Here is a 16,616-nt window from a genome sequence, read left to right as displayed (position 1 = left end):
CCTATAGTTTATAGAATTCGCGGTACGTGATCAGCTGAACACCGCGCTCGGCCATCTCGGCAACGAGCGTTGGGTCGGTCAGCACCGCCAGCTCTTCGACTCGTTGTTGACAATAGGAACTTCCTGACGCGAGCGGAACATCGATATACGCCGGGTGGCACATCACTTCTGCCGTCTGCCCGTCGCCAATCCGGTCGATGAGCGTCAAAAAATGGTCCTTTGTCAATCCATCCCCGTAAAAGTCGGGAAAAAAGACATCGACGGTTGCCAGCCGGTGCGGCCGTGTCGTCCGCACCGGACGGATCGGCAGCCGATAGCGTTCGGCCAATTGTTCCACAACCGGAAACACATTCGGGTGCTCATGGACGTGATGATGGCTGTCGATATGCGTTGGAGAGAGCCCAAGCGAGAAAACCCGCTCGAGTTGGGTAGCAAGCTCCCGCTCGATATCGCTGCGCCTAGCGCCAGCAAGCGCCTCTCCACGCCGCGGAAACTCCCCGTTCTCGTTCACAAGCGACGGAACATCGGCCAGCGGCCGGCCGCACGTCAGCACAAAATGAATGCCGACGCCGAGTTCCGGATGTTCCTTCGCCAACCGGGCGGCGTGTTCTGCCGCTGGCATGTTGGCCATCAGCGTCGCCGACGTGACGACACCGTGTTGAAACGCTTCCAAAATTCCGTAGTTGACCCCTTTCGAGTAACCGAAATCATCGGCGTTGACGATGCAATAGCGCGGCATTTCGTTCCTCTCCTTATTTACAGCGAGTGCGTTGTTCCCGCTCCGCTTGAGATTGTTGGATCGGTCTGCTCTTCGGCCGCTTTTTGTTTGTCCCAAATCGAGAAAAATGGATAGTAGATGGCAAACGCGATGAAGAAGTTGACGATTTGCAAAATGCTCCCGGAAATTTTGCCCCCCGTCGCTAAATAGCCACTGATCACGATCGGTGTCGTCCATGGCACGGCCACCCCGCTTGGTTTGGCGACAAGCCCAGTCGCCATCGCCGCGTAGGAGACAACAACAAGCACGACAGGCACGAGAATGAATGGAATGATAAGCAATGGATTCATGACGATCGGCATACCGAACGTGATCGGCTCATTAATATTGAAAATGCCAGGTGCGATCGCGAGCCGCCCTAAGCTTTTCAACTGCCGGCTGCGCGCCCGAAGCATCATGGTCAACGCCAACGCCAATGTCGCTCCTGAACCGCCGATGTAAATCCAAAGATCAAAAAACTGCTGCGTAATGACGTTGGGCAGTTCGGCATTCGGATTTTGCTGGAACACCATTCGATTTTCATCCATCAGCGACAGCCAGATCGGCCCCATGACCCCGCCGACGATGGCCGCTCCGTGCAGTCCGGTCGACCATAGCAGCTGGACAAGCAGCACGGCGACAATGGCGCCAAATACACTGCCGCCGAGCACACTGAGCGGTTTGTTCAGGAGGACAGATACAATGTTATGGAAACTTTCAAACGGTGTCATTTCCAAAATCAGCCGGGCTACCCAGACAACGACGAGAACGGCGGCTCCCGGGATCAAAGCAACAAAGGAGCGGGCCACAGCAGGCGGCACCCCGTCCGGCAGCTTAATGACAATATTTTTTTGAATGATTTTCCGGTAAATTTCGGTTGACACAATCGCCAAAATCATGGCAACAAACAACCCCTTGCTGCCGACCCATTGCACCGGAATGCCGCCGCTGACCATAATGGCTTCTTTCGCTCCTTCCGGCGTGAACGGCACTTTATACGGAGTTGCGAGCAAAAAAGCGGCAAGTGAAATCGCCCCGGCCGAAAGCGCATCAACTTTGTACTTTTCCGCCAACCGGTAAGCGACGCCGAAGCTGACGACAAGCGCCATAATGTCGAATGTCGCCCCGACCGGATACAACAGCTTATCGAGCCAATGTTCGCCAAACCATTTCGCCATCCATTCGTTATAGCCAGGGATCGGCAAAAAACCAATGATTAAAAATAAAGACCCGATAATCAAGAGCGGCATCGACAAAATGATTCCGTCACGAATGGCTTGCAAATGGCGCTGTTCGGCAATCCTGCCGGCGACAGGCATCACACGCTCTTCCAACACACGAATAAACCGATCCATCCGCCCCTACCCCCTGTTTATTTTTTTAACCGCAGCGCAAAGTCCAACACGCCGGCGCCGTTGACCCGCCCATAGTCAGCTGGATTGATGACGTCAACCGGAATGCCGCGCGCCTCTCCCTCTTTTTTGAAGGCGGCGAGCTTATAACGGATTTGCGGACCAATCAGCACAACATCCGCCTGGTCGAGATGACTTTTCGCTTCATCAGCTGACACAGCCCAAATGTTCGCCTCGATCCCTTTTTGCTTTGCCGCCTCCTTCATCTTCGTCACAAGCAAACTCGTCGACATGCCGGCAGCGCAAATGAGCAAAATGTTCATCCGCTTCCTCCTCCTTTTTTTGCAATGATTCATTATTGTTCAGGCAAATTCCATGCCAACGCCGAAAAGACAGCGCTGAAGCGGATGGAACGGTTGTGTGTTAACGGAGGGAAACTGTGTAATGGAAGCGTTTCCAATTATCGCACCTTATCCATCTCGTTTTCCTTGCAGGGAGCGAAAAAAGTGAACGATATGACACAGTTCATCTTCATCGATGCAGACACCGTACTGCTGTTCAAGCGGAAACAACCCCTCCTTGACCGCCCTGTACAGTGCGCCATCTTCATCTTCATGCCCGCAAGCTTTCGCTGCTCCTCGGTCACCGCTCGTTCTCTCTCCGGACAGCAGGCGATCGAGCAAGCAGCAAAGATGAAAGACAAGCCCCACCAGATCGCGGCCATCCGCTTCAAGGCCGAGTTCCCGACCAATCGCCGCCAGCGCAGCGCGAATGGCGGGAATGGCCCGCGCCGGTGCGAGGTGGCGAAGATGATTGGTCAGCTCTCTAGCCATATGCATATGAATTTCCTCAACGTCGGCTAACGCTTGGATTTCTTTCATCGCCCTCAAGCTAAGCACGTCCTCAAGAGAAAAGTGCGGGATTCGCTCATCAAGGCAAAGATGGCTGACGATACAGACGATGCGGAAATGTTTCGCGACGTTGGACAAGGTTTGCCGCGCTTCTTCCGCATCTGCCATTTGAATGGGAATAATGCGCCACATGCGCTCATCGAGCTGCAAATACGTTTCCAATATATGCTTTAGCGCCAGCGCGCTTCCTTTTCCAGTAAAACAGGCGGTGACGATCGCCAGCATGTCCTGCTCCGCAACCTCCTCCTCCCAAAGCGGCCCGCGAATGTAAAACGGCGCTGCGGCTTTCACTTCTTCGTAAATTTCCTGAAGCGCATAGCCGAGCATCGCTTTGCGGGCCGCTTCGAGCACGTGCGGCGTGCTGGCAGCGGAAATCACCCGCACCGGAACAGCGAGCTCTTTTTCCAAAAAGTTCGAAAACGACACGAGCGATCCCATGTCAACAAGCAACAGCGCCCCTTTTTTCGATGCGACGGGCTGTAGCACCGCTTTCACCTGCTCGTAAATCCGTTTCGGGTCGGCATCAAGCGGCATATCGACCGCATGCACACACGCGGCGGCCAACAGCTGATTCACGACGTCCGCCATCGCCGAAGCCACACCGTTGCCATGCATCACAACCACGATCGCCACCCGTTCCTCCCGCTCTTCCGCTTGCTCCTCGTGGAACGCAAAAAACATCGTCAAAAATCCCGCTTCATCGATCGGGAAGTCGATATTCGTCCTTTCTTCCATCAGCTGAAGGCAGTCGAGCGCGACGGCGAATTCCTGCTTATAGGCGGCGCGAACTTCATTCAGTTTCGGATGGGAAACGATCGTCCCGGCCCGCAGGCGGTTGATCGCCGTTTGAATGTGCATGGCGAGCGCATACATCACCTTCTCGGCGAGGCGGCGCCCAAGTTTTTTCTCCGCATAGACGACCATCGCTTCGGTCAACTCAAGGACGTCGGGAGCGACCATTTTCTCAAGATCGCGGCGATCGCGGATGCGCCGGTCCACCCCTTTCATGTATTGCGAGAAATAATGCTTAATGTCCATTTCCAGCAATAGGTCCAGTTCATCGCCGGCGATGCCGCGCTCTTTTAGTTCTCCGTATTTGCGCTCAATCGCGCCGTAAACCGATTCGGATTCCGCCGCCGGCCCGCTCTCAACATCGGCCTCCCCCCCATGCGGCGGGAAGGCATACCACCGTCGCGGCAGCGAATAAGAGGCGGCTTGCGGATGTTTTTTCTCCAGCAAAAGCCCGCTTTGCACTTGAAATGGCAAATCGGCGCGATGAATGCGCACCGCTTGTTTCTTTCCGGTGACATAATCGGCGTAGGCTTTGGCGCAAACGAGCTGCACATCGGCCTTCAGCTGCCCGACGTTGTTCGGGCACGGATAAAACAAAAACGCGCGCATGGCATTGGCGGAGACGTCAATTTCTTTTCCGAGCCGCACCGCCTCTTCCTGAAAAAACTGCATCACCAGCCGAAAGCGTTCGTCAAGCGTCCGCTTCTCCAGCGGCGGCAGCAAAATATGCATTGGAATGCGGCGGCGGAACGTTTTCAGCAAATTCGACTCCGGATCTTCCGTTGTCGCACAAATGAGCAACACATTGGCTGTTCTCTCCACATCCGTCTCGCCAAGCCGACGGTAAATGCCGCGGTCAATAAACGTAAACAGCATTTCTTGCCCTTCGGCTGGCAGACGATGCACCTCATCCAAAAACAAAATGCCCCCGTCCGCCTTTTCAATCAATCCTTTTTGCTCATTGGCCCCGGTATAGGCCCCTTTGCGGATCCCGAACAACTGTCCGAGCAGCAACTGGGGGTTGTTCGTGTAATCAGCGCAGTTAAACGTCACAAACGGCGCCCCCGGCGGAAAACGGCCAGCTGCGACGGCAAATTCATGGAGCAACTCGGCAAACATCGATTTCCCCGTTCCCGTCTCGCCGACAATCAACATCGGCAGCCCTTTGGGCGGATACAAGACGGCGGCCTTTCCTTGCTCCACCGCCGCTGCCAAGCTCGGCTGCTGCTTGGCCAGCCGGTCGAGACGCGTCATCGCTTTTGGTCCACATGCCAGCGCAAAGCGAACCGGCCTTCCGGTTTGCTTTTGCACTTTTCCCTCCCGCCAAAGGCGGTTTAAATCACGGCTGACGTTGGCTCGATCTAGCCCGAGAGCACAGGCCAACTCCTCAGCGCTCACCCACCGCTTTCCATTCCGTTCCCACTCCCGCAGCGTTTCGTAGACAAGATCCACTCTTTTCACAGCCGCTCCCCCCTTGATCAACACATTCGCAACAGCACCGGCAAACTCCTGCCGGCTTCCCGCGGAAACGTTGAACCGATCTGCCGTCCTTCATTGGCCGGACACAGCTACACTGGTCGAAAAACGAACGCTTTTGTCAGCGAAGTCATGACCATCATTCCGAAAAAACCCATAACATGGTTGACCCTCACTTAGCCAGAAAAGACCCTGCTTTTTTCTGAACAACATCGATGAGGAAAATGCTCTTCCCCGCTCTGGCATGAACATCACGACTCGCCGAAGGGTGATTTTCGCAGAAAAAGAGAGCGTCTCCCAAAGTGGGAAAACGCTCTTTTCCTTACCGCCTATGTATGCTGTGCTTCACTCAAAGGCAACGTTCCTGAAGCCGGGCCCTTTATTTCGTAAAGACGTGATGCCCAATGCGAATCGTCACCGGGCGCGACAACATCCATTTGTCTTTGGTGATTTTCGGATTGTAGAAATAAAGCGAGCCGCGGCGGTCGCTCGGGAATAAGGCCAACGCCTTGTCGACCGCCTCGTAATCTTGCTTGGTTGGCTGAATGCGGGTCAATTTCCCCGTTTTGACCGGTACAAACGCATAGCCGGATTTCGTCTTTTGATAAATGACGCCGCGCACCGTCTTTGGAAACTCCGGATGCTTTGTGCGGTTGAAAACGACAAGCGCCACTTCCACCTTGCCGGCAAACGGCTCGCTCGAACCGGTCTCCGCCTGCACAAGCTGGGCGAGCAGCTTCCGGTCGGCGGCGCTTAATGAGATCGATTTCTTCTTTGCCGGCGCCGAAGCCGATCGCTTCGCCGCAGCCGGCACTTTTATCTTTTCGCCGGCATAAATCACATCGCTTTTTAACCCGTTTAACGACTTTAACGAAGCAACCGAAGTATGATATTGTTTGGCGATCTTCGACAATGTATCGCCTTTTTTCACTTGATAGTATGTATACGAGCCAGCCGCTTCCGCCGACAGCCCATGAGAGCTTAACGCCATACAGCAAATGATCGTGAGCGCTGCAATCGTCTTTTTCACTTTCACTCTGCGCATCCCCCTCATCGTTGCCTTTTGGCTTTTTTTCTTTGTTTACTAGATTAGCAGGCAAAGAAGGGAACGTCACTGTATATCTTTTCCATACAAAGCGGCCGGCGGCTTTCAATCCATTGGCGCTGTAAGGTGGGACAAGCTTTTTTACAGTTGCATTACAGTTGCATTACGCTTCGTAACAAGCCGCTGTTTGAAACTTGCCAAACAGCAAGCTTTTCGACATAATAGTAGACGAATCTTGCCTATGGCAAAAACAGTTGATCATCATGTTGGGGTGGGGATCGTGCTGACCGGATGGTTTCTTTGGTTTATTTTGCTTTGGGTCGTCTTTTTGCTTGTCATGATGTCGATCGGGGGCTTTTTCATGTTCCGCAAGTTTTTGAAGCGGCTGCCGAAAGAAGATGGGAAATCGGAGCTCGACTGGCAGGAATATTACATTGAACAGACGCGTCATCTATGGGGGGAAGAAGAAAAAGCGCTGCTTGAGGAATTGGTTCGCCCTGTGCCGGAATTGTTCCGCGACGTCGCGCGGCAAAAGATTGCCGGCAAAATCGGCGAGCTTGCCTTGAAGGAGCAGGCGCCGCGCATCACACGCGACTTGCTGATCCGCGGCTATATCATGGCAACGCCGAAGCGCGATCATAAATTTTTGATCCGGACATTGCAAGCGAAAAACATCGATCTCGCCCCTTATAAACATTTATTGGAAAGCCGCTGACGTTCCGCCTTTCGTCTAAGGCTGACCGGCGGCTTTCGTCTGTTTCAGCATGGAAAAAGCGGCCCAAACAAGCAGCTTTTTAGGCCGGGACCGACGACTTCAGCTCCGTCTGCGGGACAATTCCAGGGAAGCGAAGTGAAGCGGGCTTGGCGCAACAAAAAAGGGAGCTGTCCATCAGCGGGACAGCTCTTTATGTCAGCACTGGCGGTTTCAGCTGCGCCGCCAGCTTTCTATACGAAACGTACATCGCAATCCGCCATGGGACGATCATCGAAAACGCGAGCAAATAAAACATGCCGCTTAACTGGCGGTAGTCGATCGTTCGTCCTAAATACGTTTTCAAGCCAAGACGAATGACAATCAACCCGAGCAAAATCCAAATAAAGGATTTTGAGCGTTTCAAATAAATATCGCTGCCGCGGATTTCAAATTTTGACGTTTTAATGAGAAACAGCGAGAAAAACAGGCCGAGAATGACCGCTTCGATGAGCTCCCCGCGCGTAACGCGAAAGACCGGATCGATGAACATCAGCGCCCCGGTGCTCATAAACAGCGGCGGCAAAATAATTTTTTTGGCATTCGTCGGCTTTTCCGACGCCTTCATGCGCACAAAAAAGATGAAAAACGCCATCACAACGGCGATGAGCGATGTAATGAACGCCAAAGCCATCACCTTCTTCCGACAAAATTCACGAACAACGCCATTATAGCAAAAAACACTTCGCTTGCCTACCGTCCTCTAAAGCCGCCTCCGGCCAACATCGCGCCAGCGCCCCTCCTCTTCCTTGCCATGAGAAGCGCCCCCAGCTGTCTTCGGTCATAAGCGGCGCCTTCCTATGCCGTACGGAGCCGAAGCCCGCTTACAAAAGACGGGCAATCGCCTCGAGCACGCGGGTTTCTTCAAACGGCTTGACGATGAAGTCGGCCGCTCCGGCTTCAATGGCCTCAACGACCATACGCTGCTGCCCGAGCGCCGAGCAGATGATGATTTTCGCCCCGGGATCGATCTCCTTAATCGCCCGCACCGCTTCAATCCCATTCATGACCGGCATCGTAATGTCCATGATGACAAGATCGGGGCGCAGCCGGCGATACAGCTCGACCGCCTCTTTGCCGTTTTCCGCCTCACCGGCTACGGTGTGATCCGTTTTTTCCAGTATGCGCGCCAGCGTTACCCGCATAAACTTCGCATCGTCAGCAATTAAAATGGCAGCCATCTTTCCATCGCCCTCTCCTCAACGATATTCCTCCAACAACAGCCGCACAAAGGGCGGCTCCATCGCCGCTAAAAACCAGTAAATCCGCCAAACAAGCTTGTCGTATAAGCAATCAGCTTTGTCATCCAGTCAAAATACAAAAGGATGCCCATCGCCACCATGACATAGCCGCCCGCCTTCATGATGGATGCGCTATGGCGGCGGATCCATTGCAGCTTGCCGATAAAAAACGACAACATGAAAAACGGAACGGCAAATCCGAGCGTATAAGCAAGCATATACACCATTCCTGAGCCCGGATTGGTGGCGGCTAGAGCGACAACCGCCACCAAAATCGGCCCCATGCACGGCGTCCAACCGGCGGCGAACGCCATGCCGATCAGCACGGAGCCGACATATCCCGATGGCCGTTCACGAAACGAAATGCGCCGGTCTTTCAGCAAAAACGCCGGCTTCCACAGCCCGGCGACGACGAGGCCGAGAGCGACGATCACGACCGCGCCGATTTGCCGGATCGCATCTTGATAATCAACAAACAGCCTCCCAAGCAGCGAGGTGCCAAAGCCAAGCGAGATAAAAATGAGCGAGAAGCCAAGCAAAAAGCAAAGCGTATGCCATAAGCTGCGGCGGTTCAGCATCGCGTTTTCCTCTTTCAACTCGCTGACCGACACGCCGGTGATATACGATAAAAACGCCGGATAAAGCGGCAAGCAGCACGGGGAAATAAACGACAAAAACCCGGCGCCGAACGCTAAAAATAGATTGAGATCATTCATTGGTGAACCAGCCCCTGCTTTTTTACTTTTTATTTTAGCAGAATTCCTTCTTCCCGTAACATGTTTCTCATTGTTCCTGGTCAATTTTTCTATTTTCCATTTTTGCGTTCACTGATAAAATAGTATAAAGCACCATACACAATACTTCAAGCAAAGGACGGTCGATTCGTGCCGAAATGCAAATTGTTGACCTTGATTGAACAAAAGCGGATGGAGCTTGTCGACACGGTGGCCAAAACGGGGTTAAACTCGGCGGCGGCCATGAAAATCAGCAAAGAACTTGACACGTTGCTCAATGCCTATCAACGCGAACAAACCAAGCGGCGAAAGCAAAGCGCCTCCCGCTAGGCGGGACATGGCGCTTTCTTCTTTTTGTTCCAAGCAGGGGCGGCAAAACGCCGCCATTTACGCATGGACGTCGACAAGGCCGTTTTGCAGCAAGTACATTTGGTAGTAAAGCCCTTTTTGCGCCAGCAGTTGCTGATGCGTGCCGCGCTCGATGATTTCGCCGCGGTGGAGGACGAAAATTTGATCGGCGTCTTGAATCGTTGATAGACGGTGGGCGATGACGATCGTCGTCCGCCCTTTCCGCATGCGCATGAGCGCATCTTGAATCGCTTCCTCTGTTTCGGTGTCAATATGGGCGGTCGCCTCATCGAGCACCAAAATTTTCGGATCGGCAGCGATCGTGCGAGCAAAGGAAAGAAGCTGGCGCTGACCGCTTGATAACGTCGCCCCGCGCTCGGCGAGCACATGGTCGTAGCCGCCGGGCAATTGCTCAATAAACGCATCGGCCTGCACGAGCCGAGCGGCCTCCTCAATGGCTTCGTCGTCCAGTTCCTGATTATACATGCGAATGTTCTCTTTGACCGTCCCGTAAAACAAAAACGGATCTTGCAAGACAAGGCCGAGGCGGCGGCGCAGCTCGGCGCGCGAGTAATCGCGGATCGACCGGCCGTCAAGCAAAATATCGCCGCGGTCAAACTCATAAAAGCGCATGAGCAAGTTGATGATCGAACTTTTGCCGCTGCCAGTATGGCCGACAAACGCGACCGTCTGACCTGGACGGATGACAAACGACAGCCGTTTCAGCACATCCCGTTTGCCGTCGTAGGAAAAGCTGACATCCCGAAATTCGATTTCCCCGCGCTCGATCACATGCGGCGACCAATTTGGATTGGCCGGCGCCTCTTCTTGATGATCAAGAAGGGCAAACACGCGAGAGGCGGAAACGATCGCCTGCTGGTAAAGAGACAGGCGCATCATCATTTGCGTCACCGGTTCGAAAAAGCGCTCCAAATAGTTGACAAACGCATACAGCACGCCGATCTCAACTGGGCCATCAAGCGCCGTGATGCCAAAAAAGCTGAGCACGACCATGATCGACAACATATACACCACATCGATCGCCGGTCGAAGCAGCAGTCCATCAAGGTGGATGTTTTTCATCCCCGCCTTGTAATGCGCTTCATTGACGGCGGCAAACTCTTGATATAAACGGCGCTGCTGGCGGAACGCTTGAATGACGGCCATTCCTTGCAGCGATTCGTTCAATTTGGCGTTCAGTTCGCTCAGCCGTTCGCGCATCTCTTGATAAAACACTGAGCTGTAGCGGCGGTATGTGTGCATGATGAACGCGATCGCCGGGAGGATGAACAGGCAAAACAACGCAAGCTTAGCATCAAGCGAAAACATAGCGACAAACACGCCGATGACAAACAAGCCGTTTTGCACAAAGGCCGCTAGGACGCTGATGAACATGTCCTTGATCGCTTCTGTATCGTTCGTCACCCGCGAAACGATGCTTCCGCCCGGCGTCCGGTCAAAATAGCTCATCCCGAGCCGGTGCACTTTCGCAAACACATCCATCCGCAGCGCTTGAATGACGTACAAAGCGAGCCGCTGAAACTCGACAAGCTGGAAGTAGGAAATGATCGTTTTCAAGACGAGCACGCCGAGATAGGCGGCGGCCAGCGCCGCCACCGGTCCAAAAGCGAGGCGGCCCGGCACCAAATAGTCATCAATGAACACTTTCACCAAATACGGGCCGGAAAGCTCCCCGGCCGTTGCCAACAGAAGAAGCGCAAACGCAAGCGCAGTTTCTTTTTTGTATCTTCCCATATAAGCGAGCAGCCGCCATAAGACGCGCCGCTGCTCTTTTGTTGTCAACCATCGGTCGTTCATCCACTTCCCCCTATCTTACAAACAACTTGTATTTTCAGGCTTTTCGCTCCGCTCGTTTTTGGCGAGAGCTCGAACGTTCAGACCTGTTGTTACTCCGCAAGCGCCTCAAGCTGCTGGCGTCGGTGCATGTCACGATACCAGCCGCCTTCTGCCATCAGCTGCTCGTGCGTTCCGGCCTGCACAATTCGCCCCCCGTCAAGGACGAGAATCCAATCGGCATGCTCAACCGCGCTTAAACGGTGAGCGGCGATGATCGTCGTTTTTCCGCGCCGCTCCTGTTTGAGCGCCGCTAAAATCCGCGCCTCGGTCTTCGCATCCACGGCCGACAACGCGTCATCAAAAATGAGCACTTCCGGGTCAATGAGAAGCGCCCGGGCGATTGACAGCCGCTGTTTTTGCCCACCGGATAGGGAAACGCCGCGCTCTCCGATGACCGTCTCATACCCGTCGGGAAACTGCAAAATGTCATCATGAATGTCGGCCAGCCGCGCCGCCCGTACGACCTCGTCCTCTCCGGCTTCCGGCTTGGCAAAGGCGATGTTGTCGCGGATGGAGGCAGAAAACAAGAAATGGTCTTGCGGCACGTAGCCGATCGCCGAACGGAGCGCGAAAAGCGTATAATCGCGGATGTCGCGGCCGCCGAAGCGAATCTCGCCGTCATAGCCGTCAAACTCGCGCAGCAGCAGGCGAAGCAACGTCGTTTTTCCCGCCCCCGTTTTGCCGACGACGCCAAGCGTCGCCCCACGCTTGAGCTGAAAACGAATGCCCCGAAGCGCCGGCTTCGCCTCCCCCGGATAGGCAAATTGACGAACATCATACTCAATGTCGCCTTGCGGAGCGATGTGAAGGGCATCCGGACGTTCGTTGATTTCATCTTGTTCAGCCAACAGCGCCCGCACCCGGTCGTACGAAGCACGCCCTCGCTCAACAATGTTAAACAGCCAGCCGAACGCCAACATCGGCCAAATAAGCAGGCCAAGGTAGGTCGTAAACGACACAAGCTCGCCGATCGTCAATTCGCCCGCCAAAACCATTTGGCTGCCAAACGCCACAGCGAGAAAAAATGACAGCCCAACAAGCAGCCCGATCGTCGGATCAAACAAGGCGTCAATTTTGGCGACGGCAACGTTTTTCGCCACGACGTCTTCCGATTGACGGCGAAACGCCTCGACATCGTGTTCCTCATAGCCGAACGCCTTGATGACGCGGATGCCGTTGACGCTTTCCTGCACCTTGTCGTTCAGCGACGAAAACGCCGCTTGCGCCGTTAAAAACCGACGATGGAGCATCGTCCCATAGCGGCTCGTCGCCGCCGCCATCACGGGCATCGGCAATAGGCTGATGAGCGTCAGCTTCCAGCTGATCGAAAACGCCATCGTTGCCAACACAAACCCGCCAAGCGTCACCGAGTCAACAAGCGTCAAAATGCCGCTTCCGGCCGTCTGCTGAATCGCTTGCAAATCGTTGGTTGCATGGGCCATTAAATCGCCGATCCGCTTCCGCTGGTAAAACGACGGCGACATGTTCGTAAAATGCTGATACAGCTCGTTGCGCAGCTGGCGGGCAAGCTTGACCGCCGAACCGAAAATGAAAATGCGCCAAGCGTAGCGGAGCCCGTAAAGCGCCGCCGCAACGGCGGCGAGGACGGCGATCCAGCGGATGAGCACTTCTTTTGTCATCGTGCCGTTTTTCACATGATCGACCAACAAGCCGATCACTTTCGGCGGGACTGTCTCCAAAAACGCCACGATGACAAGCACGAAAATGCCGGTGATATACGCCTTCTTTTCTTGACGGAAAAACCAAAACAAATCGCGAAACACGCGCATAAGGCCCGCCCTCCTTTCATTTGGCTGACGAACAATCGCCATATTATTGTAACAAAACTAGAAAAATTTTGAAAGAACATTTTGGCAAAATAAAAAGACACTCTCGATCGAGTGTCCGTTTCGCTTATTTCAGTTGATTGTTCATCATTTTCATCATCTGATTGATTTTCTTCTGCGACGGAGTCATGCCCATTTGCATCATCATCATGCGAATCATTTGTTCATTGATCGGCGGGTTTTTCTTCAAATAATTGATCATCGTTTTGCGGGCGACGAAAAATCCGATCGCCACCCCGGCGATGAGCGCCAGCACGCCAACGAGAATCGTACCCCACATAACAGCGATTTTCCTCCTTCTTGTTGTCTCCCTAACAGTGTACTAAACGATGCGTCATTAGACAATATTTCGCGACAAAAATCTTTTCATTACGCAAATTTTCTTCCTTGCCGAGGCGCAGACAGCCAGTAGTAATCGACAAAATCGGCGTCGACCGCCAAAAACGTCGGCGAAAGCCGAGCGAGCGCCCGCCCGATGTCCGCGGCAAGCGGCGCGCTGTCAGCGACAAGAAGCAAGCGGCGCTTTTGCACGACAAGCAACGCTTCCTCGCCGGCGTCGTTTTGCAAAACAAACATATTGCGCTCCAAATTTTTGCCGACGCGGCCGGCAAAATATTGCTTTAAGCCAAGTTCCAGGCGCGAAAATGACAGCCGTTCGGTGATAAATTCGACTTGCTTGCGGCAAATCGCCTTCAGCGGCGCTTTCGCGTATTGATGCTCACGAAGCAGTTCGACAATTTTTTCTGCCCGATGGCGGTAATGCGACGCCACATCGTCATTCAACAAATAAATCCAATAGCGGACCATGCCCCATCCCCCATTTCTGTTCATCTATTTTCTATTATAGAAAAGGAAAAGGGAAAAATATGTCTATTAACGGCAAGTTTTTTCACTAACATTGTCGATTTTTGTTTGCGATGGCCATGCGGCCGCAAACAGGCCAACAAACAAGCCTTTGCCCTCGATTCAACCCCGAAAATACTTGACCAAAGCGCAGCCATCTTTCACAAAAACAAGCTGCCCCTGCAACAACGCAAGGGCAGCTTTCCGGTTACTTGCCGAGCAGCGCTTTTGTGCGGCGGACGACGTTGTCAACCGTAAAGCCATACTCAGCCATGATTTTCTCTCCCGGAGCGGAAGCACCGAATCGGTCGATGGCCAAAATGTCGCCCTCGGCGCCAACGTAGCGCTCCCAACCGAGCGACGCGCCCATTTCAATGGCGAGCCGCTTCGTCACGGCCGGCGGAAGCACTTCATCGCGGTACGATTTGGGCTGCGCTTCGAAGCGGTCCCACGATGGCATGCTGATGACGGAGACATGGATGCCCTCAGCGGCGAGCGCTTCTTGCGCTTTGACGGCCAGACCGACTTCCGAGCCAGTCGCCAACAACAGCGCCTCCGGAGCGCCGTTTTTCGCCGGTGAAACGACGTACGCACCTTTTTTCACGCCTTCATACGCCAACTCAGCTGTTGCCGCCAACGTCGGCACATCTTGACGCGTCAAGACGAGCGCAGTCGGCTTGTCCGTCGATTCGAGCGCCAGCCGCCATGCTGCCGCCGTTTCGTTTGCGTCAGCCGGACGGATGACCGACAAGTTCGGCATCGCCCGAAGCGAAGCGAGATGTTCGATCGGCTCGTGCGTCGGCCCGTCTTCGCCGACGGCGATGCTGTCGTGCGTCAAGACGTAGATGACCGGCAAGCCCATCAGCGCCGCCAAGCGGATCGCCGGACGCAAATAGTCAGAGAACACGAAGAACGTGCCGCCGAACACTTTCAACCCGCCGTGAAGCGCCATGCCGTTCAGCGCCGCCCCCATGGCAAACTCGCGCACGCCAAACCAAATGTTGCGCCCTTCGTAGCTGTCCGGCAAGAAGTTGCCGCCGCCTTTGATGAGCGTTTTATTCGAGCTTGCCAAGTCCGCCGAACCGCCAAACAATTGCGGCACCGCTTTGGCGATGGCGTTGATCACTTCCCCGGACGATGAGCGGGTCGCCAGGCTTTTGCCCGCTTCATACACCGGCAGCGCCGCCTCCCAGCCATCCGGAAGCTTCCCTTCAATCGCCCGCTTCAGCTCGGCGGCCAGCTCCGGATGCGCCCGTTCGTACGCGGCGAACTGTTCGTTCCATTCCGCTTCTTTTTTCGCACCGGCCTCTTGCACCGTTTCTCGGAAATGGGCATATACTTCTTCCGGTACATAAAAATCTTCAGCAAACGTCCAGCGGTACGCTTCCTTCGTCAGCTTCGCCTCTTGGGCGCCGAGCGGAGCGCCGTGGACGCCGGACGTGCCCGCTTTATTTGGCGCGCCGTAGCCAATCGTCGTTTTTACTTCAATGAGCGTCGGCCGGCTGAGGTCCGCCCGCGCCTCCTCGAGCGCTTTGGCGATTTCTTCAATATTGTTGCCGTCCTCAACGCGCAAATATTGCCAGCCGTACGCTTGGAAACGTTGGGCGACGTTTTCCGAGAACGACAGGTTGAGCTCCCCGTCCAGCGAAATGTCGTTCGAGTCATACAGGACGATCAGACGGCCGAGCTTCAAGTGGCCGGCGAGTGACGCAGCTTCGCTCGCCACTCCTTCCATCAAATCGCCGTCGCCGCAAATGGCGTACGTATAATGATTGATGATCTCAAACCCGTCGCGGTTGTATGTAGCAGCCAAATGCCGTTCCGCCATGGCCATGCCGACCGCCATCGCAATCCCTTGGCCGAGCGGGCCGGTCGTCGCTTCCACGCCCGGCGTATGGCCGTATTCCGGATGGCCCGGCGTTTTGCTTCCCCATTGACGGAATTGTTTCAAATCATCCATCGATACGTCGTAGCCGCTTAAATGAAGCAAGCTGTACAATAACATCGACCCGTGCCCGGCTGACAAGACAAACCGGTCGCGGTTGAACCAGTTTGGATTCGCCGGGTTATGATTCATAAATTTCGTCCAAAGCGTGTACGCCATCGGCGCCGCGCCCATCGGCATGCCCGGGTGCCCGGATTTCGCTTTTTCGATCGCGTCAATCGACAGCGTTCGAATGGTGGTAATCGCCAACTCCTCGATTGAATGCGCCATCGTCTTCCTCCCTTTCATCAACATGGTGTCATTTACTATCATATAGAAAATCAGATTCCTTGTACAACGTTTATTTCCTCCTTCGGGACAAACGAGACGCCGTCTGTTTTTTCGCGGCTTAATGGAAGCGCCGCCGCTGGCTTTCCTTTAATTTTTTCGGCGTCACGTCGTTGCCGCTCGGGTCAATGACGGTCACTGTATGGAGCATATCGGTCATCGCCTTGCGGAACGCTTGAATGTACTCACGGCGCAGCTTCGCTTGCTCGAAGGCCTCTTCGGCCGACAAGCCGGCCGTTTTCGCTTTTTTCGCCAGTTCATTGATGCGGGCTAATTTATGTTTGGCAAGCATTGATCATCTTCTCCTATCTGCCATATTCTCACTCTGTTTTATCTTATCTGATCAACCGGGAAGATGGCAACGATGGCATCTTGGTTTCCTTTGCCCGC

General features: G+C 54.3%; 16 protein-coding genes. 2 read left to right on the top strand and 14 right to left on the bottom strand.

Annotated elements, in window-relative coordinates:
- Position 1 precedes the first annotated feature (1 nt).
- The 5 genes from chbG to JCR24_RS07290 form a co-directional block, all read right to left on the bottom strand.
- Positions 2 to 739 carry a chitin disaccharide deacetylase gene (chbG, locus tag JCR24_RS07310; protein ID WP_238980386.1) on the bottom strand — a complete coding sequence of 246 codons (738 nt, stop codon included), beginning with the start codon at positions 737 to 739 and terminating at the stop codon, positions 2 to 4.
- Positions 740 to 756: 17 nt separating this feature from the next.
- Entirely contained in the window at positions 757 to 2,112 is a 1,356-nt protein-coding gene (celB, locus tag JCR24_RS07305) for a PTS cellobiose transporter subunit IIC (protein WP_238980385.1), read from the bottom strand.
- Positions 2,113 to 2,129: 17 nt separating this feature from the next.
- On the bottom strand, positions 2,130 to 2,432 hold the full coding sequence (locus tag JCR24_RS07300) for a PTS sugar transporter subunit IIB (RefSeq protein ID WP_081130506.1): 303 nt from the start codon (positions 2,430 to 2,432) through the stop codon (positions 2,130 to 2,132).
- A 147-nt stretch (positions 2,433 to 2,579) separates the two neighbouring features.
- Complete coding sequence (locus tag JCR24_RS07295) at positions 2,580 to 5,273, bottom strand: sigma-54-dependent transcriptional regulator (protein ID WP_238980384.1); 2,694 nt, start codon at positions 5,271 to 5,273, stop codon at positions 2,580 to 2,582.
- A gap of 394 nt (positions 5,274 to 5,667) precedes the next feature.
- The gene (locus tag JCR24_RS07290; protein ID WP_207563492.1) at positions 5,668 to 6,342 is read right to left on the bottom strand and encodes a cell wall hydrolase; all 675 of its coding nucleotides are present in this window, start codon (positions 6,340 to 6,342) and stop codon (positions 5,668 to 5,670) included.
- 271 nt (positions 6,343 to 6,613) lie between these two features.
- On the opposite strand from JCR24_RS07290, the gene JCR24_RS07285 reads away from it, so the two are divergent.
- On the top strand, positions 6,614 to 7,048 hold the full coding sequence (locus JCR24_RS07285) for a DUF2621 domain-containing protein (RefSeq protein WP_238980403.1): 435 nt from the start codon (positions 6,614 to 6,616) through the stop codon (positions 7,046 to 7,048).
- A 190-nt stretch (positions 7,049 to 7,238) separates the two neighbouring features.
- Here the strand turns inward: JCR24_RS07285 and JCR24_RS07280 are convergent, their stop codons facing one another.
- From JCR24_RS07280 to JCR24_RS07270, 3 genes are all read right to left on the bottom strand, one after another.
- A complete protein-coding gene (locus JCR24_RS07280; RefSeq protein WP_020278238.1) occupies positions 7,239 to 7,718 on the bottom strand; it encodes a CcdC family protein in 480 nt (159 codons plus the stop codon).
- A gap of 190 nt (positions 7,719 to 7,908) precedes the next feature.
- Entirely contained in the window at positions 7,909 to 8,265 is a 357-nt protein-coding gene (locus JCR24_RS07275; protein WP_011230839.1) for a response regulator, read from the bottom strand.
- Between the two features lie 68 nt (positions 8,266 to 8,333).
- Positions 8,334 to 9,041 carry a cytochrome c biogenesis protein CcdA gene (locus tag JCR24_RS07270; RefSeq protein WP_025951176.1) on the bottom strand — a complete coding sequence of 236 codons (708 nt, stop codon included), beginning with the start codon at positions 9,039 to 9,041 and terminating at the stop codon, positions 8,334 to 8,336.
- A gap of 168 nt (positions 9,042 to 9,209) precedes the next feature.
- On the opposite strand from JCR24_RS07270, the gene JCR24_RS07265 reads away from it, so the two are divergent.
- Complete coding sequence (locus tag JCR24_RS07265) at positions 9,210 to 9,389, top strand: aspartyl-phosphate phosphatase Spo0E family protein (protein ID WP_011230836.1); 180 nt, start codon at positions 9,210 to 9,212, stop codon at positions 9,387 to 9,389.
- A 57-nt stretch (positions 9,390 to 9,446) separates the two neighbouring features.
- Here JCR24_RS07265 and JCR24_RS07260 read toward each other — a convergent pair whose 3' ends face one another.
- The 6 genes from JCR24_RS07260 to JCR24_RS07235 form a co-directional block, all read right to left on the bottom strand.
- Positions 9,447 to 11,225, bottom strand: coding sequence for an ABC transporter ATP-binding protein (locus JCR24_RS07260; protein WP_238980383.1), 1,779 nt, complete (start codon positions 11,223 to 11,225; stop codon positions 9,447 to 9,449).
- Positions 11,226 to 11,314: 89 nt separating this feature from the next.
- Complete coding sequence (locus tag JCR24_RS07255; protein WP_011230834.1) at positions 11,315 to 13,054, bottom strand: ABC transporter transmembrane domain-containing protein; 1,740 nt, start codon at positions 13,052 to 13,054, stop codon at positions 11,315 to 11,317.
- Between the two features lie 124 nt (positions 13,055 to 13,178).
- On the bottom strand, positions 13,179 to 13,391 hold the full coding sequence (locus tag JCR24_RS07250) for a YneF family protein (protein WP_011230833.1): 213 nt from the start codon (positions 13,389 to 13,391) through the stop codon (positions 13,179 to 13,181).
- 89 nt (positions 13,392 to 13,480) lie between these two features.
- Positions 13,481 to 13,918, bottom strand: a complete 438-nt coding sequence (gene sirA, locus JCR24_RS07245; RefSeq protein ID WP_011230832.1) for a sporulation inhibitor of replication protein SirA — start codon at positions 13,916 to 13,918, stop codon at positions 13,481 to 13,483.
- Positions 13,919 to 14,162: 244 nt separating this feature from the next.
- Positions 14,163 to 16,169 (bottom strand): transketolase, encoded by a 2,007-nt coding sequence (tkt, locus tag JCR24_RS07240; protein ID WP_023634179.1) that lies wholly within the window; start codon positions 16,167 to 16,169, stop codon positions 14,163 to 14,165.
- A gap of 118 nt (positions 16,170 to 16,287) precedes the next feature.
- The gene (locus JCR24_RS07235; protein WP_011230830.1) at positions 16,288 to 16,518 is read right to left on the bottom strand and encodes a DUF896 domain-containing protein; all 231 of its coding nucleotides are present in this window, start codon (positions 16,516 to 16,518) and stop codon (positions 16,288 to 16,290) included.
- Positions 16,519 to 16,616: the final 98 nt, after the last annotated feature.

The sequence above is a fragment of the Geobacillus sp. YHL genome, from assembly GCF_022341265.1.
Lineage (GTDB): Bacteria > Bacillota > Bacilli > Bacillales > Anoxybacillaceae > Geobacillus > Geobacillus thermoleovorans.
This window is presented reverse-complemented; position numbering and strand designations above follow the sequence as displayed.